Annotated in this window: 15 protein-coding genes; 7 read left to right on the plus strand and 8 right to left on the minus strand. The window is 68.1% G+C overall.

What is annotated here, in order from left to right; translation table 11 throughout:
• Positions 1–6: 6 nt before the first annotated feature.
• On the minus strand, positions 7–804 hold the full coding sequence (locus AC5Y4S_RS09845; protein ID WP_500032418.1) for an SDR family NAD(P)-dependent oxidoreductase: 798 nt from the start codon (positions 802–804) through the stop codon (positions 7–9).
• A gap of 139 nt (positions 805–943) precedes the next feature.
• Here AC5Y4S_RS09845 and AC5Y4S_RS09850 point away from each other — a divergent pair, with 139 nt between their 5' ends.
• Positions 944–1,750 carry a TetR/AcrR family transcriptional regulator gene (locus AC5Y4S_RS09850; protein ID WP_500032419.1) on the plus strand — a complete coding sequence of 269 codons (807 nt, stop codon included), beginning with the start codon at positions 944–946 and terminating at the stop codon, positions 1,748–1,750.
• A 180-nt stretch (positions 1,751–1,930) separates the two neighbouring features.
• On the opposite strand, the gene AC5Y4S_RS09855 is transcribed toward AC5Y4S_RS09850, so the two are convergent.
• Together AC5Y4S_RS09855 and AC5Y4S_RS09860 are read right to left on the minus strand one after the other, a co-directional pair.
• A complete protein-coding gene (locus tag AC5Y4S_RS09855) occupies positions 1,931–2,836 on the minus strand; it encodes an enoyl-CoA hydratase/isomerase family protein (protein ID WP_500032420.1) in 906 nt (301 codons plus the stop codon).
• Positions 2,833–3,516: a hypothetical protein gene (locus AC5Y4S_RS09860; protein ID WP_500032421.1), complete on the minus strand. Its 684-nt coding sequence runs from the start codon at positions 3,514–3,516 to the stop codon at positions 2,833–2,835. Before AC5Y4S_RS09860 ends, AC5Y4S_RS09855 begins: the two co-directional genes overlap by 4 nt.
• Positions 3,517–3,646: 130 nt before the next feature.
• On the opposite strand from AC5Y4S_RS09860, the gene AC5Y4S_RS09865 reads away from it, so the two are divergent.
• From AC5Y4S_RS09865 to AC5Y4S_RS09890, 6 genes are read left to right on the plus strand one after another with little or no spacing between them, the layout of a single operon-like run.
• On the plus strand, positions 3,647–4,468 hold the full coding sequence (locus tag AC5Y4S_RS09865; RefSeq protein ID WP_500032422.1) for an enoyl-CoA hydratase/isomerase family protein: 822 nt from the start codon (positions 3,647–3,649) through the stop codon (positions 4,466–4,468).
• Between the two features lie 10 nt (positions 4,469–4,478).
• On the plus strand, positions 4,479–5,291 hold the full coding sequence (locus AC5Y4S_RS09870) for an enoyl-CoA hydratase/isomerase family protein (protein ID WP_068133528.1): 813 nt from the start codon (positions 4,479–4,481) through the stop codon (positions 5,289–5,291).
• Positions 5,288–6,082 carry an enoyl-CoA hydratase/isomerase family protein gene (locus AC5Y4S_RS09875; RefSeq protein ID WP_068178142.1) on the plus strand — a complete coding sequence of 265 codons (795 nt, stop codon included), beginning with the start codon at positions 5,288–5,290 and terminating at the stop codon, positions 6,080–6,082. Before AC5Y4S_RS09870 ends, AC5Y4S_RS09875 begins: the two co-directional genes overlap by 4 nt.
• Complete coding sequence (locus AC5Y4S_RS09880; protein WP_500032423.1) at positions 6,082–7,542, plus strand: class I adenylate-forming enzyme family protein; 1,461 nt, start codon at positions 6,082–6,084, stop codon at positions 7,540–7,542. Before AC5Y4S_RS09875 ends, AC5Y4S_RS09880 begins: the two co-directional genes overlap by 1 nt.
• Positions 7,532–9,073 (plus strand): class I adenylate-forming enzyme family protein, encoded by a 1,542-nt coding sequence (locus tag AC5Y4S_RS09885; protein ID WP_500032424.1) that lies wholly within the window; start codon positions 7,532–7,534, stop codon positions 9,071–9,073. Before AC5Y4S_RS09880 ends, AC5Y4S_RS09885 begins: the two co-directional genes overlap by 11 nt.
• Complete coding sequence (locus AC5Y4S_RS09890; protein ID WP_500032425.1) at positions 9,066–10,595, plus strand: class I adenylate-forming enzyme family protein; 1,530 nt, start codon at positions 9,066–9,068, stop codon at positions 10,593–10,595. The genes AC5Y4S_RS09885 and AC5Y4S_RS09890 overlap by 8 nt, the downstream gene beginning before the upstream one ends.
• On the opposite strand, the gene AC5Y4S_RS09895 is transcribed toward AC5Y4S_RS09890, so the two are convergent.
• The 5 genes from AC5Y4S_RS09895 to AC5Y4S_RS09915 form a co-directional block, all read right to left on the minus strand.
• Complete coding sequence (locus AC5Y4S_RS09895; RefSeq protein WP_500032426.1) at positions 10,592–10,954, minus strand: Rv1352/Rv1906c domain-containing protein; 363 nt, start codon at positions 10,952–10,954, stop codon at positions 10,592–10,594. The two genes, AC5Y4S_RS09890 and AC5Y4S_RS09895, sit on opposite strands and share 4 nt — an antisense overlap.
• 80 nt (positions 10,955–11,034) lie before the next feature.
• A complete protein-coding gene (locus AC5Y4S_RS09900; RefSeq protein WP_500032427.1) occupies positions 11,035–11,727 on the minus strand; it encodes a GntR family transcriptional regulator in 693 nt (230 codons plus the stop codon).
• Between the two features lie 4 nt (positions 11,728–11,731).
• On the minus strand, positions 11,732–12,925 hold the full coding sequence (locus AC5Y4S_RS09905; protein WP_500032428.1) for an acyl-CoA dehydrogenase family protein: 1,194 nt from the start codon (positions 12,923–12,925) through the stop codon (positions 11,732–11,734).
• Positions 12,922–14,124 carry a CoA transferase gene (locus tag AC5Y4S_RS09910; RefSeq protein WP_500032429.1) on the minus strand — a complete coding sequence of 401 codons (1,203 nt, stop codon included), beginning with the start codon at positions 14,122–14,124 and terminating at the stop codon, positions 12,922–12,924. Before AC5Y4S_RS09910 ends, AC5Y4S_RS09905 begins: the two co-directional genes overlap by 4 nt.
• A complete protein-coding gene (locus AC5Y4S_RS09915; protein WP_500032430.1) occupies positions 14,121–15,338 on the minus strand; it encodes an acetyl-CoA C-acetyltransferase in 1,218 nt (405 codons plus the stop codon). The genes AC5Y4S_RS09910 and AC5Y4S_RS09915 overlap by 4 nt, the downstream gene beginning before the upstream one ends.
• Positions 15,339–15,344: the final 6 nt, after the last annotated feature.

Genomic DNA, 15,344 nt, shown 5'->3' on the forward strand with positions numbered 1-15,344 from the left:
TTCGAGTCAGGTGAAGTCCGATCCACCGTCGACGTTGATGTTCGCTCCGGTCATGTACGAGTTGCGCCGCGACGCCAGGAACGCGGCGACGGGGCCGATCTCTTCCGGTAGGCCCGCCCGGGGCATTTGCGCCGGATGCCCGAAATGCTTGGCGATGGCGTCCATCAGCGCATAGGGGTCGGTGCCGTCGACGCCGACGGACTTCGCCCAGCCGACCAGTGACTCGGATGCGATGCTGCCCGGCGATACCACATTGACCAGAATCTCGTCCTTGGCCAACAGCAGCGAGAGGTTCTTCGAGACGCTGGTCAACATCGACTTGGCCGCCGTGTAGGCCGGCAGCATCACGCTTTGCCGCTGAGTCGAGTGCGCCGAGAAGTTGACGATCCGCGCCCATTGGGCCTTGCGCAGCAGCGGAAGTGCCGAACGAACACAGCGCACCATGCCCATGACGCCCTCTTCGACAGCCTGGTGCCACTGTTCGTCGCTGAGATCCTCGAAACTGCCTGCCGCGCCGGGCCCTACGGTGTTGATCAGCACGTTGAGTTCGCCGTCCCAGCGCTCGGCGAGTTCGGCGAACACCTTGTCGACCGCGCCGGCGTCAGCGATGTCGGCGTCGAGCCCGAGCGCATCCGGGCTGCCGCGACCGGTCAAGTCCGTCACCGCGGAATCGAGCGCCGCACGGCTGCGGCCGACCACCGCCACCCGGGCGCCGTCGTCGGCCAGGCAGCGGGCCGTGGCCAGACCCATGCCGCGACTTCCTCCGACCACCACCGCGGTGGCATTCGCCAGCCCTAGATCCATGTGTCCAGCCGTTTTACCAAAAAGCCTACGATAGGTATTACAGTAGCAGATGGAAAACTCGACGACACGCCCGCGTATACGCAGGTCAGAGAGGAACCGCCGGTAGATTCCACCTTACCGGTGGCACGGCTAGATCGTGATGGAGGTGCCCGTAGTGGCAAAGCAGGCAACCGCTGATAAGCGTCAACGGCGCGAGCGTGGGTCCATCAATCCCGACGACATCATCAGCGGCGCATTCGAACTCGCGGAGCAAGTGTCGATAGACAACCTGAGCATGCCACTGCTCGGCAAACATCTCGGCGTGGGCGTCACCAGCATCTACTGGTACTTCCGCAAGAAGGACGATCTGCTCAACGCGATGACGGACCGCGCCCTCAGCAAATACGTGTTCGCCACCCCCTACGTCGAGGCCAGCGACTGGCGCGAGACGCTGCGCAACCATGCCCGCCTGATGCGTAAGACGTTCATGGGCAATCCAATTCTGTGCGACCTGATTCTGATTCGCGCCGCCCTCAGTCCGAAGGCCGCGCGGTTGGGCGCCCAGGAGATGGAGCGCGCGATAGCCAACCTGGTCGAGGCCGGCCTGTCACCCGAGGATGCCTTCGACACCTACTCCGCCGTTTCGGTTCACGTCCGCGGTTCGGTGGTGCTGCATCGGCTGTACGAGAAGAACCAGACCCCGGACAGCGGGCCGCGCGCCATCGAGGACGCCGTGGCCATCGATCCCGCCACCACGCCGCTGATCGCACAGGTGACCGGGCAGGGACACCGCATCGGGGCGCCCGACGAAACGAATTTCGAATTCGGCCTGGACTGCATCCTCAACCACGCGGCCAGCCTGATCGAAAAGGGCGGCAAAGGCGGCAAGTCCGCGCCGTCGGGGCAACGCAAGGCGGCCAAGGCGCCCGCCCAGCGCGGACGGGCCAAGACCGCCGCGGCGCGGTAACTGCCCGCCAATCACATCCGCCACACGCGTCTCTAGCGGAGGGGGAATGCCCTGTGCCCGCCTCATAGCGACAAGCCCGTCAGCTGCAGACGATGCGCCCACGTTGTCGCTCGGAGGCGGGCAGATTGTCGATCCCTCTCGTGCTGGATCTCTTATGGCGGAAGCGAATTGACGCGGCGGCTACCCCTGCGTTTCCGGCGGCTCCGGCACGTGGAAATGCTCGTCACGTAGCCGGAAGGCTTCCTTCGCGCCGTGCTCTGCTCGCGTTTTGACGAAGTTGAACTCGCCCGGTGCGAATTGCAAGTTGGTGCCGTAGGCGTGAAACAGGTAGCTCGCGACTTCTTCGCCCTGGTAGGCCTGGCTCTGCTCGACGAGGCGGAACGCCTCCTTGGCGATGACGACTCCGTCGGCGGGCATCTTCGCCGCCTTCTCGGCCCAGTAGCGAGCCCGCGCCGTCACGGCGCCGGGATCGCAAGTGTCGGTGAAGATTCCGAGGTGCTCGATCTCGGCGGCCTCGATGATGTCACCGGTCAGCAGCAGCCGCCGGGCCAGCACCGGCCCCAGCCGGTGGAAGAACATGTGCAGGCTGCCCAGGGCCGGGCCGAGGAAGCGGGTGGCCGGCATGCCGATCTTCGTGTCGCGCGCGATGACGGAGATGTCGGTCATCAGCGCCATCTCGAAGCCGCCGCCGAGCGCGTAGCCGGCAATCTCCCCCACCGTCACCTTTGGGAAGCCCATGAAGTTGTGGTAGAAGCCAAAGGACTTGCGGTCCACGGTGAGTCGCCGGCGCTGACTGGGACGACGCTTGGCCGACGCGTCATCGGACGCCTTGGCCTTATCGCCGTACCAGCCGTAGGCGTTGTTCATGTCGGCGCCGGTGGAAAAGACTCCCTCGGCTCCGCGCAACAGCACCACGGTGAGGTCGTCGTCCTCCGCCACTCGGTCCAGGCAGCGGGCGATGGCCTCGCGCATCGTCGCGTCGTAGGAGTTGCGTTGCTTGGGGTTGTTCAGCGTGATCGTCGCGATGCGCCGCTCGGGGTCAACGTCGAAGAGCACACGATCGTCCGAAACGCTGGAGGTGCTCATCTGCCGGACTCCTTTCGCCGCCTGCCGAATTTGAAGCCGGTCAGCTCCTCGGGCCGCGACGCCAACGTCTTGACCTCGCCCATACACAGCACCTCGTCTTCGAGCAGCAGGCGCGCTGTCGACTCGATGCCCCGTTCCACCTGTGAGCGAACGATGTCGAAGCGCAGGTCGGTCAGCACGGGCGTCGGCCGGCGGAAGGTGACAAGCAGCGACCGGGTCTTGCCGGAAAGGCCGGTGACGCAATTGTGGTGCTGGATCACGCTGTCGAAGAACACGCCGAGGAAGCCGCCGTGCACCAGTCCCGGTGGCCCCTCGTAGACGAGTGGGAAGCACACCATCCCGGCGGCTTTCTCGGCATCGAGCTCGTCGAACCGGTACTCGGGAAAGCACGGGTTGTACGCACCGATGTCGGTGGCATGGTTGAGGTATACGCGCCGGGGGTCGTCGGCAACCTCGCCGATTCGCGGTGCGCTGTCCGTCGGGGCCGCGGCGGCCAACTCGCCTTCCCACTCGGCGAACTTTGCGAGCATCGCGTCGACGGTGGGGTGCGGGTGCTCCAGCGATAACAGCAGCGAGCTGAGGCGCCGCATGGCGCCGGCCGCCGCGACCGTTTGGGCCAGCGGCGCCTCGCCGAATTTGGCGTCGCCGGCGTAGGGCGAAGCGGTTGTGCCGTCGGCCATGCTGCCCTTATCCACGGGTTTCGCCCCGCTCTGTTCCGTCGTTAGGGTTTCCTTGCTAACTTATACCTCGTATCAATCGTATTGCCTACTGTATGGGTAACCGTATCGGCGGAGAAAGGCCGGGTAGACGGTGAGTCATGGGGCCGACGCGGCCGAGGCCGAAGGATCGGTCGACGCGTGCCGGGATGGCGCGGTCCTGCGGATCACCCTGAATCGCCCGGCGCGGCGTAACGCCTTGACCCACTTGATGATCGGTGAGTTGGTCGGCGCGCTGACCGACGCGGCCGCCGACGATTCGTTGCGCGCGATCCACATCCGCGGCGCGGGAGAAGACTTCTGCGCCGGCGCCGACTGGGTAGCGGCCAATGAGCCCGGCGGCCAACGTCCCCGCGCGGGTGATCTGGTGCGACGGATCCCGCACGCTGCTCACCGGGTCATCGAGCTCGTCGCGAGCGTTCAGCTGCCGGTGGTCTGCAGCGTGCGGGGATGGGCGGTGGGGTTCGGCTGCAACCTCGCACTGGCCGCCGACTTCACCATCGCCGCCGCCGACGCGGTGTTCTGGGAACCGTTCGTGGACCGCGGTTTCAGCCCGGACTCGGGCTCCACCTGGCTGCTGCCCCGCCTGGTCGGGCTGGCACGGGCCAGGCGGATGCTGCTGCTGGGCGAGAAGGTCAACGCGACCGACGCGGCCGCCTGGGGGCTGATCCACCAGGCGGTGAGCGGGCCCGAACTCGACGACACCACCGGGAAACTGGTGGAGCGGCTGGCCTCGGGACCGACGGCCGCGATCGGGCTGGCCAAGCAGGCCCTGAACTTCGGTCAGCACGCGACGTTGAGTCAATCGCTGACGCAGGAGCTGTTCAATCTGGAACTCTCTTGTCGGACAGGCGATTTCAAAGAGGGGCTGGAGGCGTTTCGGCTACGGCGGGCGCCAAAGTTCCAGGGCAGATGAGGGAGCGCGGATGCCTACTGACTCGTTCGACACCATCAACTACCACGTCGACGGGCACACGGCCACCATCACACTGAACCGTCCGGAGGCGCTCAACGCGCTGAGTCCGCACATGATCACCGAACTCCGCGCCGCCTACGACGAAGCCGAGAACGACGACAAGGTGTGGCTGCTCGTCGTAACCGGCACCGGCCGCGCGTTCTGCACGGGGGCCGACGTGAAGGCCATTCCCGAAGACGGGAAGGTGATCTACGAGCGTCCGTATCTGTCGACATACGACCAGTGGGAGGCACCGCAGGAGGGCACCCCGCCGTTTCGCACCATGGCCAAGCCGGTGCTGACCGCGGTCAACGGGCTGTGCTGCGGCGCCGGCATGGACTGGGTCACGACGACGGACATCGTCATCGCGTCCGAGCAGGCGACCTTTTTCGATCCGCACGTGAGCATCGGGCTGGTGGCCGGGCGTGAATTGGTGCGGGTGTCGAGAGTGTTGCCCCGCTCGATCGCGCTGCGGATGGCCCTGATGGGCAAGCACGAGCGGATGAGCGCGCAACGCGCCTACGAGCTCGGATTGATCAGCGAAATCGTCGAGCACGACCGCCTATTGGACCGGGCCTACGAGATCGCCGACATCGTCAACTCCAACGCGCCCCTGGCGGTGCGGGGGACCCGGCTGGCCATCCTCAAGGGCCTGAACGTGCCGCTGCACGAGGCCGAGATACTCGCCGAGACCTTCCGCGAGCGCGTGCTGCGAACCGAGGATGCGCAGGAAGGCCCCAAGGCCTTCGTCGAAAAGCGGAAGCCGAACTGGCAATGCAGATGAGCTTTGAAACCATCCTGCTCGAGGTCGACGCCGACGACCACGTCGCCACCATCACGCTGAATCGGCCCGAGCAGCTAAACGCGTTCAACCGCACCATGTGCGAGGAGATGGCCCGGGCCTGGCGCGCGGTCAAGCTTGACGAGTCGGTGCACGCGGTGGTGCTGAGGGCGGCCGGCGACCGGGCGTTCAGCGCCGGTCTGGACGTCAAGACACCGTACGGTCAACCGGAAAACGTGTGGAACCACGAGGATCCGGGCGAGGCGCTCAGTCCCAAGTGGCAGAAGATGTGGAAACCCGTGGTGTGCGCCGTCCAGGGCATGTGCACCGCGGGCGCGTTCTATTTCCTCAACGAATCCGACGTTGTCATCTGCTCGGACGACGCAACGTTTTTCGACTCGCACGTATCGGCGGGCCTGGTGTGCGCGTTGGAGCCGATCGGGCTGATGCGGCGCATCGGCCTGGGCGAGACCTTGCGGATGGCGCTGATGGGCAACGACGAGCGGGTCGGGGCCGACACCGCCCTGCGCATCGGCTTGGTTTCGGAGGTCGTCGCCCGCGATCGACTGTGGGGGCGCGCCCACGAGATCGCCGCGACCATCGCCGCCAAGCCGCCGTCGGCGACCCAGGGCACGGTGAAGGCGATCTGGGAGTCGCTGGACCGGCCCTACCGCGCCGCCCTGGAGCAGGGGCTCATCTACACGCGTCTGGGCAACCCGCTCGGCACCGCGGAATTGCGCGAATTGCGCGCCCAGCAAGGCGAGGTCGCTGCGCGCGAACCGAAGATCCGGTGATGCACCCGCTCAGCCGGCGCATCGCCGACGTGCTCGACCTGCAGCGCGACGCGCACGCGATCGAGTATGGGGGCCAATGGATCTCGTGGCGCGAGGTGGGCGACACCGCGCGGCGCGTCGCATCCCTGGCCGCCGGGGCCTCCGGCGTCGGCATGCTGCTGCGCAACCGGCCCGGCCACGTCGCGGCCTTCCTCGGGGTGCTGCTGGGCGGCGGAACGGTGGTCACCATCAACCCCGGCCGCGGTGACGACCGCACCCGGGCCGACATCGCCGCCCTGCGGCTGCCGTTGATCATCGGCGAACCCGACGACCTGGCCACGCTGGTCCCGGCCGGCACCGCGACGGTGGCGGTCATCGGTACCTCCGTCGACGCCCGGGGGCAGGCCTGCCACAGATCCGCCGCCCAGCCCGGCGTGGCGGTGCGGATGCTGACGAGCGGCACGACGGGGCCGCCCAAGCGGATCGATCTCAGCTACGACATGCTGGCGCGCAGCGTGATGGGCCCCGACCCGGGAGGCGCCCCGGCGCCAACGCAGCTGCGCCGCGGCGTCGCGATCGTCAACTCGCCGCTGGTGCACATCGGCGGGGTGTTCCGGGTGTTGCAGTGCGTCGCCGAGGCCAGACCCTTTGTGCTGCTGGAACGCTTCGAGCTGCAGGCATGGGCCGAGGCGGTGCGCACCCACCGGCCCCGCACGGTGTCGCTGGTGCCGGCCGCGCTGCGGACGGTGCTGCACTCCGACCTGACGCGCGCGGACCTGGAGAGCATCCGCGCCGTCACCTGCGGCACCGCACCGCTGTCGGCCGACGACGCCGACGCCTTCACCGAGAAGTACGGCATCCCGGTCCTCACCTCCTATGCGGCAACGGAATTCGGCGGCGGTGTCGCCGGCTGGACCCTCGCCGATTACGAAAAGCACTGGCAAGCCAAGCGCGGCAGCGTCGGGCGGGCCAATCCGGGCGCACACCTGCGGGTGGTCGACGACGAGGGCGCGCCGCTCGGGCCCGACCGGGTCGGCCTGCTGGAGGTCAAGCCCGGGCAACTGGGCCCATCGGCGAAATGGATGCGAACCACCGATCTGGCCCGCATCGACGCGGACGGCTTCGTCTGGGTCGTCGGCCGGGCCGACCAGGCGATCATCCGCGGCGGGTTCAAGGTGATGCCCGACGACGTACGCGTCGCGCTGGAAGACCATCCCGCGGTGGCGGGCGCCGCCGTGGTCGCGCGGTCCGACGAACGCCTCGGGGAGACGCCCGTCGCGATGGTGCAACTGCGCCAGCCCGCGTCCGCCGACGCCGACACACTGGTGCAGTATCTGCGAACGCGGCTGGCCCGCTATGAAATCCCCACCGAGATCGCGATCGTCGACGCGATCCCGCGAACGCCTTCGGGCAAGGCCGATCTCAGCCAGGTCAGGCTGTACTTCAGCAAGTCCGCCGCCCATCGCGACCATGCCCGGTGACTCCCCCACGGTCGCCGACGTTCTGCGGCGCCAGGCCCAGGCCCGCGCGGAGCACGCGCTGCTGGTGTGCGACGGCGAGCGCATCGGCTACGCCGAGGCCGAGCGGCGCTCGGCCGAGCTGGCCCGCGGGCTGATCGCGCTGGGGGCGGGCAAGGGCACCCACGTGGGGCTGCTCTACCCGAACGGCGTCGAATTCGTCGTCGGCATGCTCGCGGCCGCGCGAATCGGCGCGGTGGTGATCCCGTTCTCCACATTCGCCACCGCTCGCGAGCTGCGCGAGCAGCTCGTCGACAGCGACACCGAAATCCTGCTGTCCGCCGGCTCATTTCGCTCCCACGATTACGCGCAACGGCTGGCCGAGGCGCTGTCGCGCGCCGAGCCGGTCCCCGATGAGCGGCTTTTCGTGACCGCAGCACCACAATTGCGTCACGTCATCGTCAATTCCGACCGTGCGTACCGGATAGCCCGCACCCTCGCGCCCGGGCTGCTCGAGGCGATGGAGGACGACGTCGACGGCTGCGATCCGCTGGCCATCGTGTACACGTCGGGCTCGACCAACGCCCCGAAGGGCGTGGTGCACACGCACGCCGGCCTGCTCGCCCACCAGCGGAACCTCAACGAGATCCGCGGCCTGACCGCGGCGGACCGGCTGTTCTGCAATTCGCCGTTCTTCTGGATCGGCGGGTTCGCGTTCGGCCTGCTCGCCACGCTGGTCGCCGGGTCCACCCTGGTCTGCTCGAATGCCACCGACCCGGGCGCGACCCTCGACCTGCTCGAGGCCGAAAGGCCGACCATCACCAATGGTTTCGTCGCCGGGATCGCGCACATCGCGGATCACCCCAGCTTCCCAGGGCGCGACCTGTCGTCGATGCGCCGGGGCAACCTGTATCCGATCATGGCGCCCAACGCCCGACCGGCCGATCCGGAACTGCGGCACAACATGCTGGGCCTGACCGAGGCCGGCAGCGTGGTGTTGATCAGTGGCGACGAATCCGACCAACCCGAACACCGCCGCGGATCCTTCGGCAAGCCGGCCCCCGGATTCGACACCAAGATCATCGAACCGGATGCCTCGGGCATCGGGGAGCTGTGCATCCGCGGGCCCTACGTGATGCGGGGGTATTACAAACGCAGCCGCGAGGAGTGCTTCGACGCCGACGGGTGGTTCCACACGGGCGATTTGGTGCGCATCGACGCCGACGGGTTTTTCTATTTCGCCGGCCGGCTCGGCGCGATGATCAAGACGGCGGGCGCCAACGTCTCGGCGGCCGAGGTCGAGACGGCGATCGCCAAGGTCACCGGCGCCGAGGCTCACGTCGTGGGCATTCCGGACCCGCGACGGGGAGAACTCGTCGCCGCCGTCGTCGCCCGTCCGGGTCTCGACGAAGCCGCGCTGCGGGAGCGGCTCAAAACCGAATTGTCGGCGTACAAGATCCCGAAGCGGTTCATCGCCCTGCCGCGCAACGAGATTCCGCGGCTGTCGAGCGGGAAGGTCGACAGCCATCGGTTGCGGAAGCTGTTCGATGCCTGAGTGCACCATCGACCAACTCGTGCGGTCTCGCGCCGCACAGCACGGCCCCAAGCCGGCTTTGATCGACCCCACGGCCCGGTTGAGCTACCGCGAACTCGACTCCACCACAAGCGATCTAGCCGCGGTCTTCGTCGACGCCGGTGTCGGCAAGGGAACCCGCGTCGGGCTGATCATGCCGAACAGCGTCCGCTGGGTGCAGGTGGCGATCGCCCTGACGCGCCTCGGCGCCGTGCTGGTTCCGCTCAGCACCCTGCTACGACCCGGCGAACTGGTCGCCCAGCTGCGGGCCGCCTCGGTTCAATTCCTGGTGAGCGTCGAAGAGTTCCGTGGCCACCGGTACCTGGAGGATATTGAGGCGGTGCCGCGACTGGAACTTCCCGCCCTGCGCCAGGTTTGGCCGATCGACCGGCTCGACCACACCGTTTCGAGCGAGCCCGCCCGCCGGATCGTCGACGCTATGACCGAGACGGTCACGGCCGCCGATCCGATGGTCATCATGTTCACCTCGGGCAGCAGCGGAGCACCCAAGGGCGTCATCCACTCCCACGGCAACGCGTTGGCCGCCGTGGGGTCGGGCTTGGCGGCGCGCTGCATCACGCCCGACACCCGGCTGTATCTTCCGATGCCGTTCTTCTGGGTGGGCGGATTCGGCAGCGGCATCCTGTCCACGCTGCTGGCCGGCGCGACCCTGGTGACCGAGGAAATACCGCGGCCCGAAACCACCCTGCGGCTGCTGGAATCCGGACGGGTCACGCTGTTTCGCGGATGGCCCGATCAGGCCGAGGCGCTGGCACGGCACGCTGACACCGTCGGTGCCGACCTGTCGGCCCTGCGGCCGGGAAGCCTGGAGGCCCTGCTGCCGCCGGAGCGGCGGGCCCAACCCGGCGCGCGGGCCGTACTGTTCGGCATGACGGAGGCGTTCGGTCCCTATTGCGGCTACGCGGCCGACACCGACATGCCGCCTTCGGCGTGGGGCAGCTGCGGCAAGCCGTTTCCCGGCATGGAGGTCCGCATCGTCGACACCGATCACCAGCCGGTGCCGCCGGGATCGGTTGGGGAGATCCAGATCCGGGGCCCACATACGCTGCGCGGCATCTGCCGTCGCAGCCGGGAGGAGCTGTTCACCCCCGACGGTTTCTACCCCACCGGTGACCTCGGCCGCCTCGACGGGGACGGATTCCTGTTCTACCACGGGCGATCCGACGACATGTTCAAGGTCAGCGGCGCCACCGTCTATCCCGCGGAGGTGGAGCGGGCGCTGCGGGCGATCGACGGCGTCCAGACCGCCTACGTCACCAACGTGGCCGGTGATGCGGGCGAACGGGTGGGCGCCGCAGTGGTGTGCGCGCGCCTGCTGACCGCCGAGCAGCTGCGCACATCGGCCCGAAAGCTGTTGAGCGCGTTCAAGGTCCCGACGGTGTGGCTGGTGCTGGGATCCGACGATGACGTTCCGCGCGGGGTCACCGGCAAGGTCGACGTCCACCGGCTGCGGGAGATGCTGATCGAGGCGAACGTGCCCTAGGGGACCCGCGTCCAGGGTTGGCAGTTCTGCGACTCGAAGGCCTTAACCGACGTGTTGATGTTCGCGAACATCGGGCCAACGGACATGTTCGTCTGGAGCACGTGGTCCTTGTTCGCATCGGGGGTGCTGTAAGTGAACCACGCGCACATCGAGTCCTGGGTCGGCACGTTGTTTATCCAGACGCCAAAGGCCGAGGCCGAACCGGACGTTCGGTAAAGGCCGGGCGCGATGTCGGGACCCACGACAAAGACACCGTTGCCGGGTATCGGATCCATCGGGTCGGCAACGGCGGGCGCCGCGAGCGGAATTGCGGCCACACATGCGACGAATACGGCCGCTGCGCGAAGCGTTCGGGGCATTGTTCCTCGCTTTGTGTTGTTTGCCCCCTCCGATGGCAGCCTAAGCCCAGGCGTGGGTCGGCAACAACAGCTGTCCCGGCTCACCCAGGCGCCGGGTGGCTCCCATTTGCCACGACCCCCCGCGCGGTGAGGTGATCGATGAGCGGGACGGCGCCCGCGGCAAGATGTTGCGACATCGCCGCCCGCGCGAGCTCCTGGTCGTGCTTTTTCAGGGCGGACAGGATCCGGCGATGATCCTTGATCGACTGCTCCGGCCAGCCTTCGATGGCGGGGAACACCGATTCCGGTGCGTAACGGGTGATCTGCGACATCAACTGGGCGAGCTTCGGCGAGTCCGCGGCGACGTTGATGGCGCGGTGAAACTCGTGGTTGAGGCGCACGGTCCGCTCGGTGTCGTCACCGGCGTAGGCCTCTTCGAGCTCGGCCTGGATCTGCTTGAGTTCGCCCAGCTGCTCGTCGGTGATGTTGACCGCGGCCCGGGCGGCCAGCTCGCCTCCCACGTAGCCCTGCACGTTGGCGACGTCGGTGACGTCGCGGCCGGTCACCGGCAGCACGACGAAACCGCGGTGCGGCTGCTGGGCGACCAACCCTTCCGCGCGCAGCGCGAACAGCGCCTCGCGCACCGGCGTGACGCTGATCCCGAGCTCGGCGGCCAACTGATCGAGGCGCACATACGTTCCGCTCGCGTAGGTGCCGTCGAAGATCCTTCTGCGGACGAAGCGCGCGACGTCGTCGGAAAGTTGTGGCCGCGCAGCGAAATCCGGGGTGGTCATCGCCTCACACCTGATACTCGGCGAGTAGCCGCTTGCTGATGATGGACTTCTGGATTTCGCTGGTTCCCTCGCCGATGAGCAGGAACGGGGCGTCGCGCATCAGCCGCTCGATCTCGTATTCCTTGGAATAGCCGTAGCCGCCGTGGATCCGGAAGCTCTGCTGGGTGACTTCCGAACAGTATTCGCTGGCAAGGTATTTGGCCATGCCGGCGGCGACGTCATTGCGCTCGCCGGAATCCTTCAGCCGCGCCGCGTTGACCATCATCAGGTGCGCTGCTTCCACTTTGGTCGCCATCTCGGCCAGCTGGAAGGCGATGGCCTGGTGTTCGGCGATCGGCTTGCCGAAGGTGTGCCGCTGCTGGGCGTAGCGCACCGCGAGTTCGAAGGCGCGGATGCCGATGCCGCACGCGCGCGCCGACACGTTGACCCGGCCGACTTCGATGCCGTCCATCATCTGGAAGAAGCCCTGGCCGGGCGTGCCGCCGAGAATGTCGTCGGCGCTGGCCCGGTAACCGTCGAAGATCAGCTCGGTGGTGTCGATGCCCTTGTAGCCGAGCTTGTCGATCTTGCCGGGGATCACCAGGCCGGGCACGACCTCGCCGAAGCCCGTTGGCTTTTCGACGAGGAATGCGGTGAGGTTGCGGTGCGGCTTGTCCGCGCCTTCGTCGGTGCGCACCAGCACCGCGATCAGGGTCGAGCTGCCGCCGTTGGTCAGCCACATCTTCTGGCCGTTGATGGTGTAGCCACCGCCCGCGTCGCGCTGGGCCCGGGTGCGGATCGCAGCGACGTCGGAGCCCAGCTCCGGTTCGGACATCGAAAACGCGCCGCGCGACTCGCCGGTCGCCATGCGCGGCAGGAACCGTTGCTTCTGGGCGTCGGTGCCGTGCTGGCGCAGCATGTAGGCCACGATGAAGTGGGTATTGAGCACCCCGGACACGCTCATCCAGCCGCGGGCCAACTCCTCGACGCAGAGCGCGTAGGTCAGCAGCGACTCCCCCAGCCCGCCGTATTCCTCGGGAATCATCAGCCCGAACAGGCCCATCTCACGCATCTGATCGACGATGGCCTGGGGGTAGGCATCGTCGCGCTCGAGCTGCGGCGCGGTGGGAATGACTTCCTTCTCGACGAATTGGCGTACCGTGGCGACGATTTCGGTCTGGAACTCGGTGAGGCCGAGGGTTTGGGCGAGTCTGGTCATGCGCTTTCCGTCCCTATCGTTTTGGCGCTCGTCAGGCGCGCGATGTCCGCGGTCGTCAACCCCAAGCGCTCGGCGAGCACGTCGGCGGTGTCTTGTCCCAGCGCCGGGGCCGGCGGGCTCGAGGGATGGGTGCCGTCGAACGCGGCCGGCAGGCCGGGGGCGAGGTACTCCCCGACGCCCGGTTGGTGCAGCCGGTTAAACAGGGGGTTGGCCGTCACCTTGGCGTCGGCGGCGGCCTCGGCGAAGGTGCGGTACCGCTCGAACAGCACCGTGGTCTCCGACAGCGCGGCGGTGACCTCGTCGGCCGTGTGGTCGGCGAACCAGGTGCCGAACAGCCCGGACAGGGCGTCGCGGTAGCGATAGCGGTCGCCCTCCGAACCGAAATCCACCGCCAGCGCCTCCTCGAGCGCCGACACCGCGGCAGCCGTGCCGGTCACCTCCACGAGGTCGCGAAAGTGCCTGCGCGTCAAGGCGACCACCATGAAGCCGACCCCGTCGCGGCTGGTGAAGTCCTGCCCGTACTGGCCGTAGATGGCATTACCGAGCCGTTGGCGCTGTGTCCCGTTGACCTGTGGTTCGGTCAGCAGCCCAAGGTTGCCGGCCGTGGCCAGCGCGACGTCCTCCAGCGCCAGGCTGATGCGCGCGCCCGCCCCGCTCCTGTCGCGGCGCCGGACGGCGGTGACGACGGCGAGCGCGGCGTACAGGCCGCAGCACACGTCCCAGGCCGGCAGCACGTGGTTGATCGGGCCGGCGTGCTCGGCCGGGCCGGTGACGAGCGGGTACCCGATGCCCGCGTTGACGGTGTAGTCCACCGCGGTGGACCCGTCGCCGCGTCCGAGCAGCTGGACGTGGATGACGTCGGAACGCTTGGCGGCCAACACATCGTGGCCAAGCCAGGACAGCCCGGCGGCGTTGGTGACGACGATGCCGTCGCCCTCGACGATCAGCCGCTGGACCAGCTCCTGGCCCTCGGCAGAGCGCAGATCGATGGTGGCCGAACGCTTTCCCTTGTTCAGGCCGGTCCAGTAGATCGACGTGCCGTCGGCGGACAGCGGCCAGCGCTGGACGTCGGAGGCGCCGCCGATCGGGTCGACGCGGATCACCTGCGCGCCAAGCTGACCCAGCGTCATCCCGCATAACGGTGCGGCGACGAAACTGGACACCTCCACGATGGTGACGCCACTCAGCGGGGCGTTCACGACGCGGCGACCCGCTCGAAGACCGCGGCCAGGCCCTGGCCCCCACCGATGCACATGGTCTCCAACCCGTAGCGGGCCTGGCGGCGGCCCAGTTCGCGCGCCAGGGTCGCCAGCATCCGGCCGCCGGTCGCGCCGACGGGGTGGCCCAGCGAGATTCCCGACCCGTGCACGTTGGTCCGGTCGTGGTCGGCGGCGCCGAAATTCCATTCGCGCATCACCGCAAGCGCCTGCGCGGCAAACGCCTCGTTGAGCTCGATGACGTCGATGTCGGACAGCCGCAGGCCCGCCTTGGCGAGGGCGACCTCGGTGGCCGGCACCGGGCCGATGCCCATGATGTTGGGCGCCACGCCCGCCGACCCCCACGACACCAGGCGGACCAGCGGCGTCAGGCCGCATTCGGCCGCCTTCTCCGGCGTGGTCACGACACACATCGACGCCGCATCGTTCTGCCCGCTGGCGTTGCCGGCCGTCACGGTCGCCTCCGGATCCTCGGCCAGCAGAACGGGTTTGAGCTTGCCCAACGAGTCCACCGAGGTGTCGGCGCGCGGATGCTCGTCGGTATCGATCAATTCTTCACCCTGGCGGGTGCGGACGGAGACCGGAATGATCTCCTCGGCCATGACGCCGTCCTTCTGGGCGGCCACCGCGCGCTGGTGCGAGCGCACCGCGAGCTCGTCTTGCTCCCGGCGCGAAATGCCGTACTGGCGGCGCAGGTTCTCGGCGGTTTCCAGCATCCCGCCCGGCACCGGGTAGTGCCGGCCACCGGCGGTTGTGCGTCCCCGCGCCAGCCCGTCGTGCACCCGGATCCCGCCGCGGGCACCGCCCCAACGCATGTCGGTCGAGTAGAAGGCGACGTTGCTCATGCTTTCGCAGCCGCCGGCGATCACGAGATCGTGGTCGCCGTTGCCCACTTGCAGGCACGCCTGGATCACCGCCTGCAGTCCCGACCCGCAGCGCCGGTCGACCTGCATCCCCGGAACCGTCACGGGCAAGCCGGAATCCAGCGCCACGACCCGCCCGATCGCCGGCGCTTCGCTGCTGGGATAGCAGTGCCCCAGGATGACGTCCTGCACGGCGTCGGGCGCGATTCCCGTCCGCTCGAGTAGCCCTTTGAGGGCGGTCACGCCCAGGTCGACGGCGGTCAGCGACTTGAACATTCCGCCGTAGCGGCCGATGGGCGTGCGCACGGGCTCACAGATGACGGTCTGACGCATAGTCGT

This window comes from Mycobacterium sp. NGS64 (assembly GCF_059812245.1).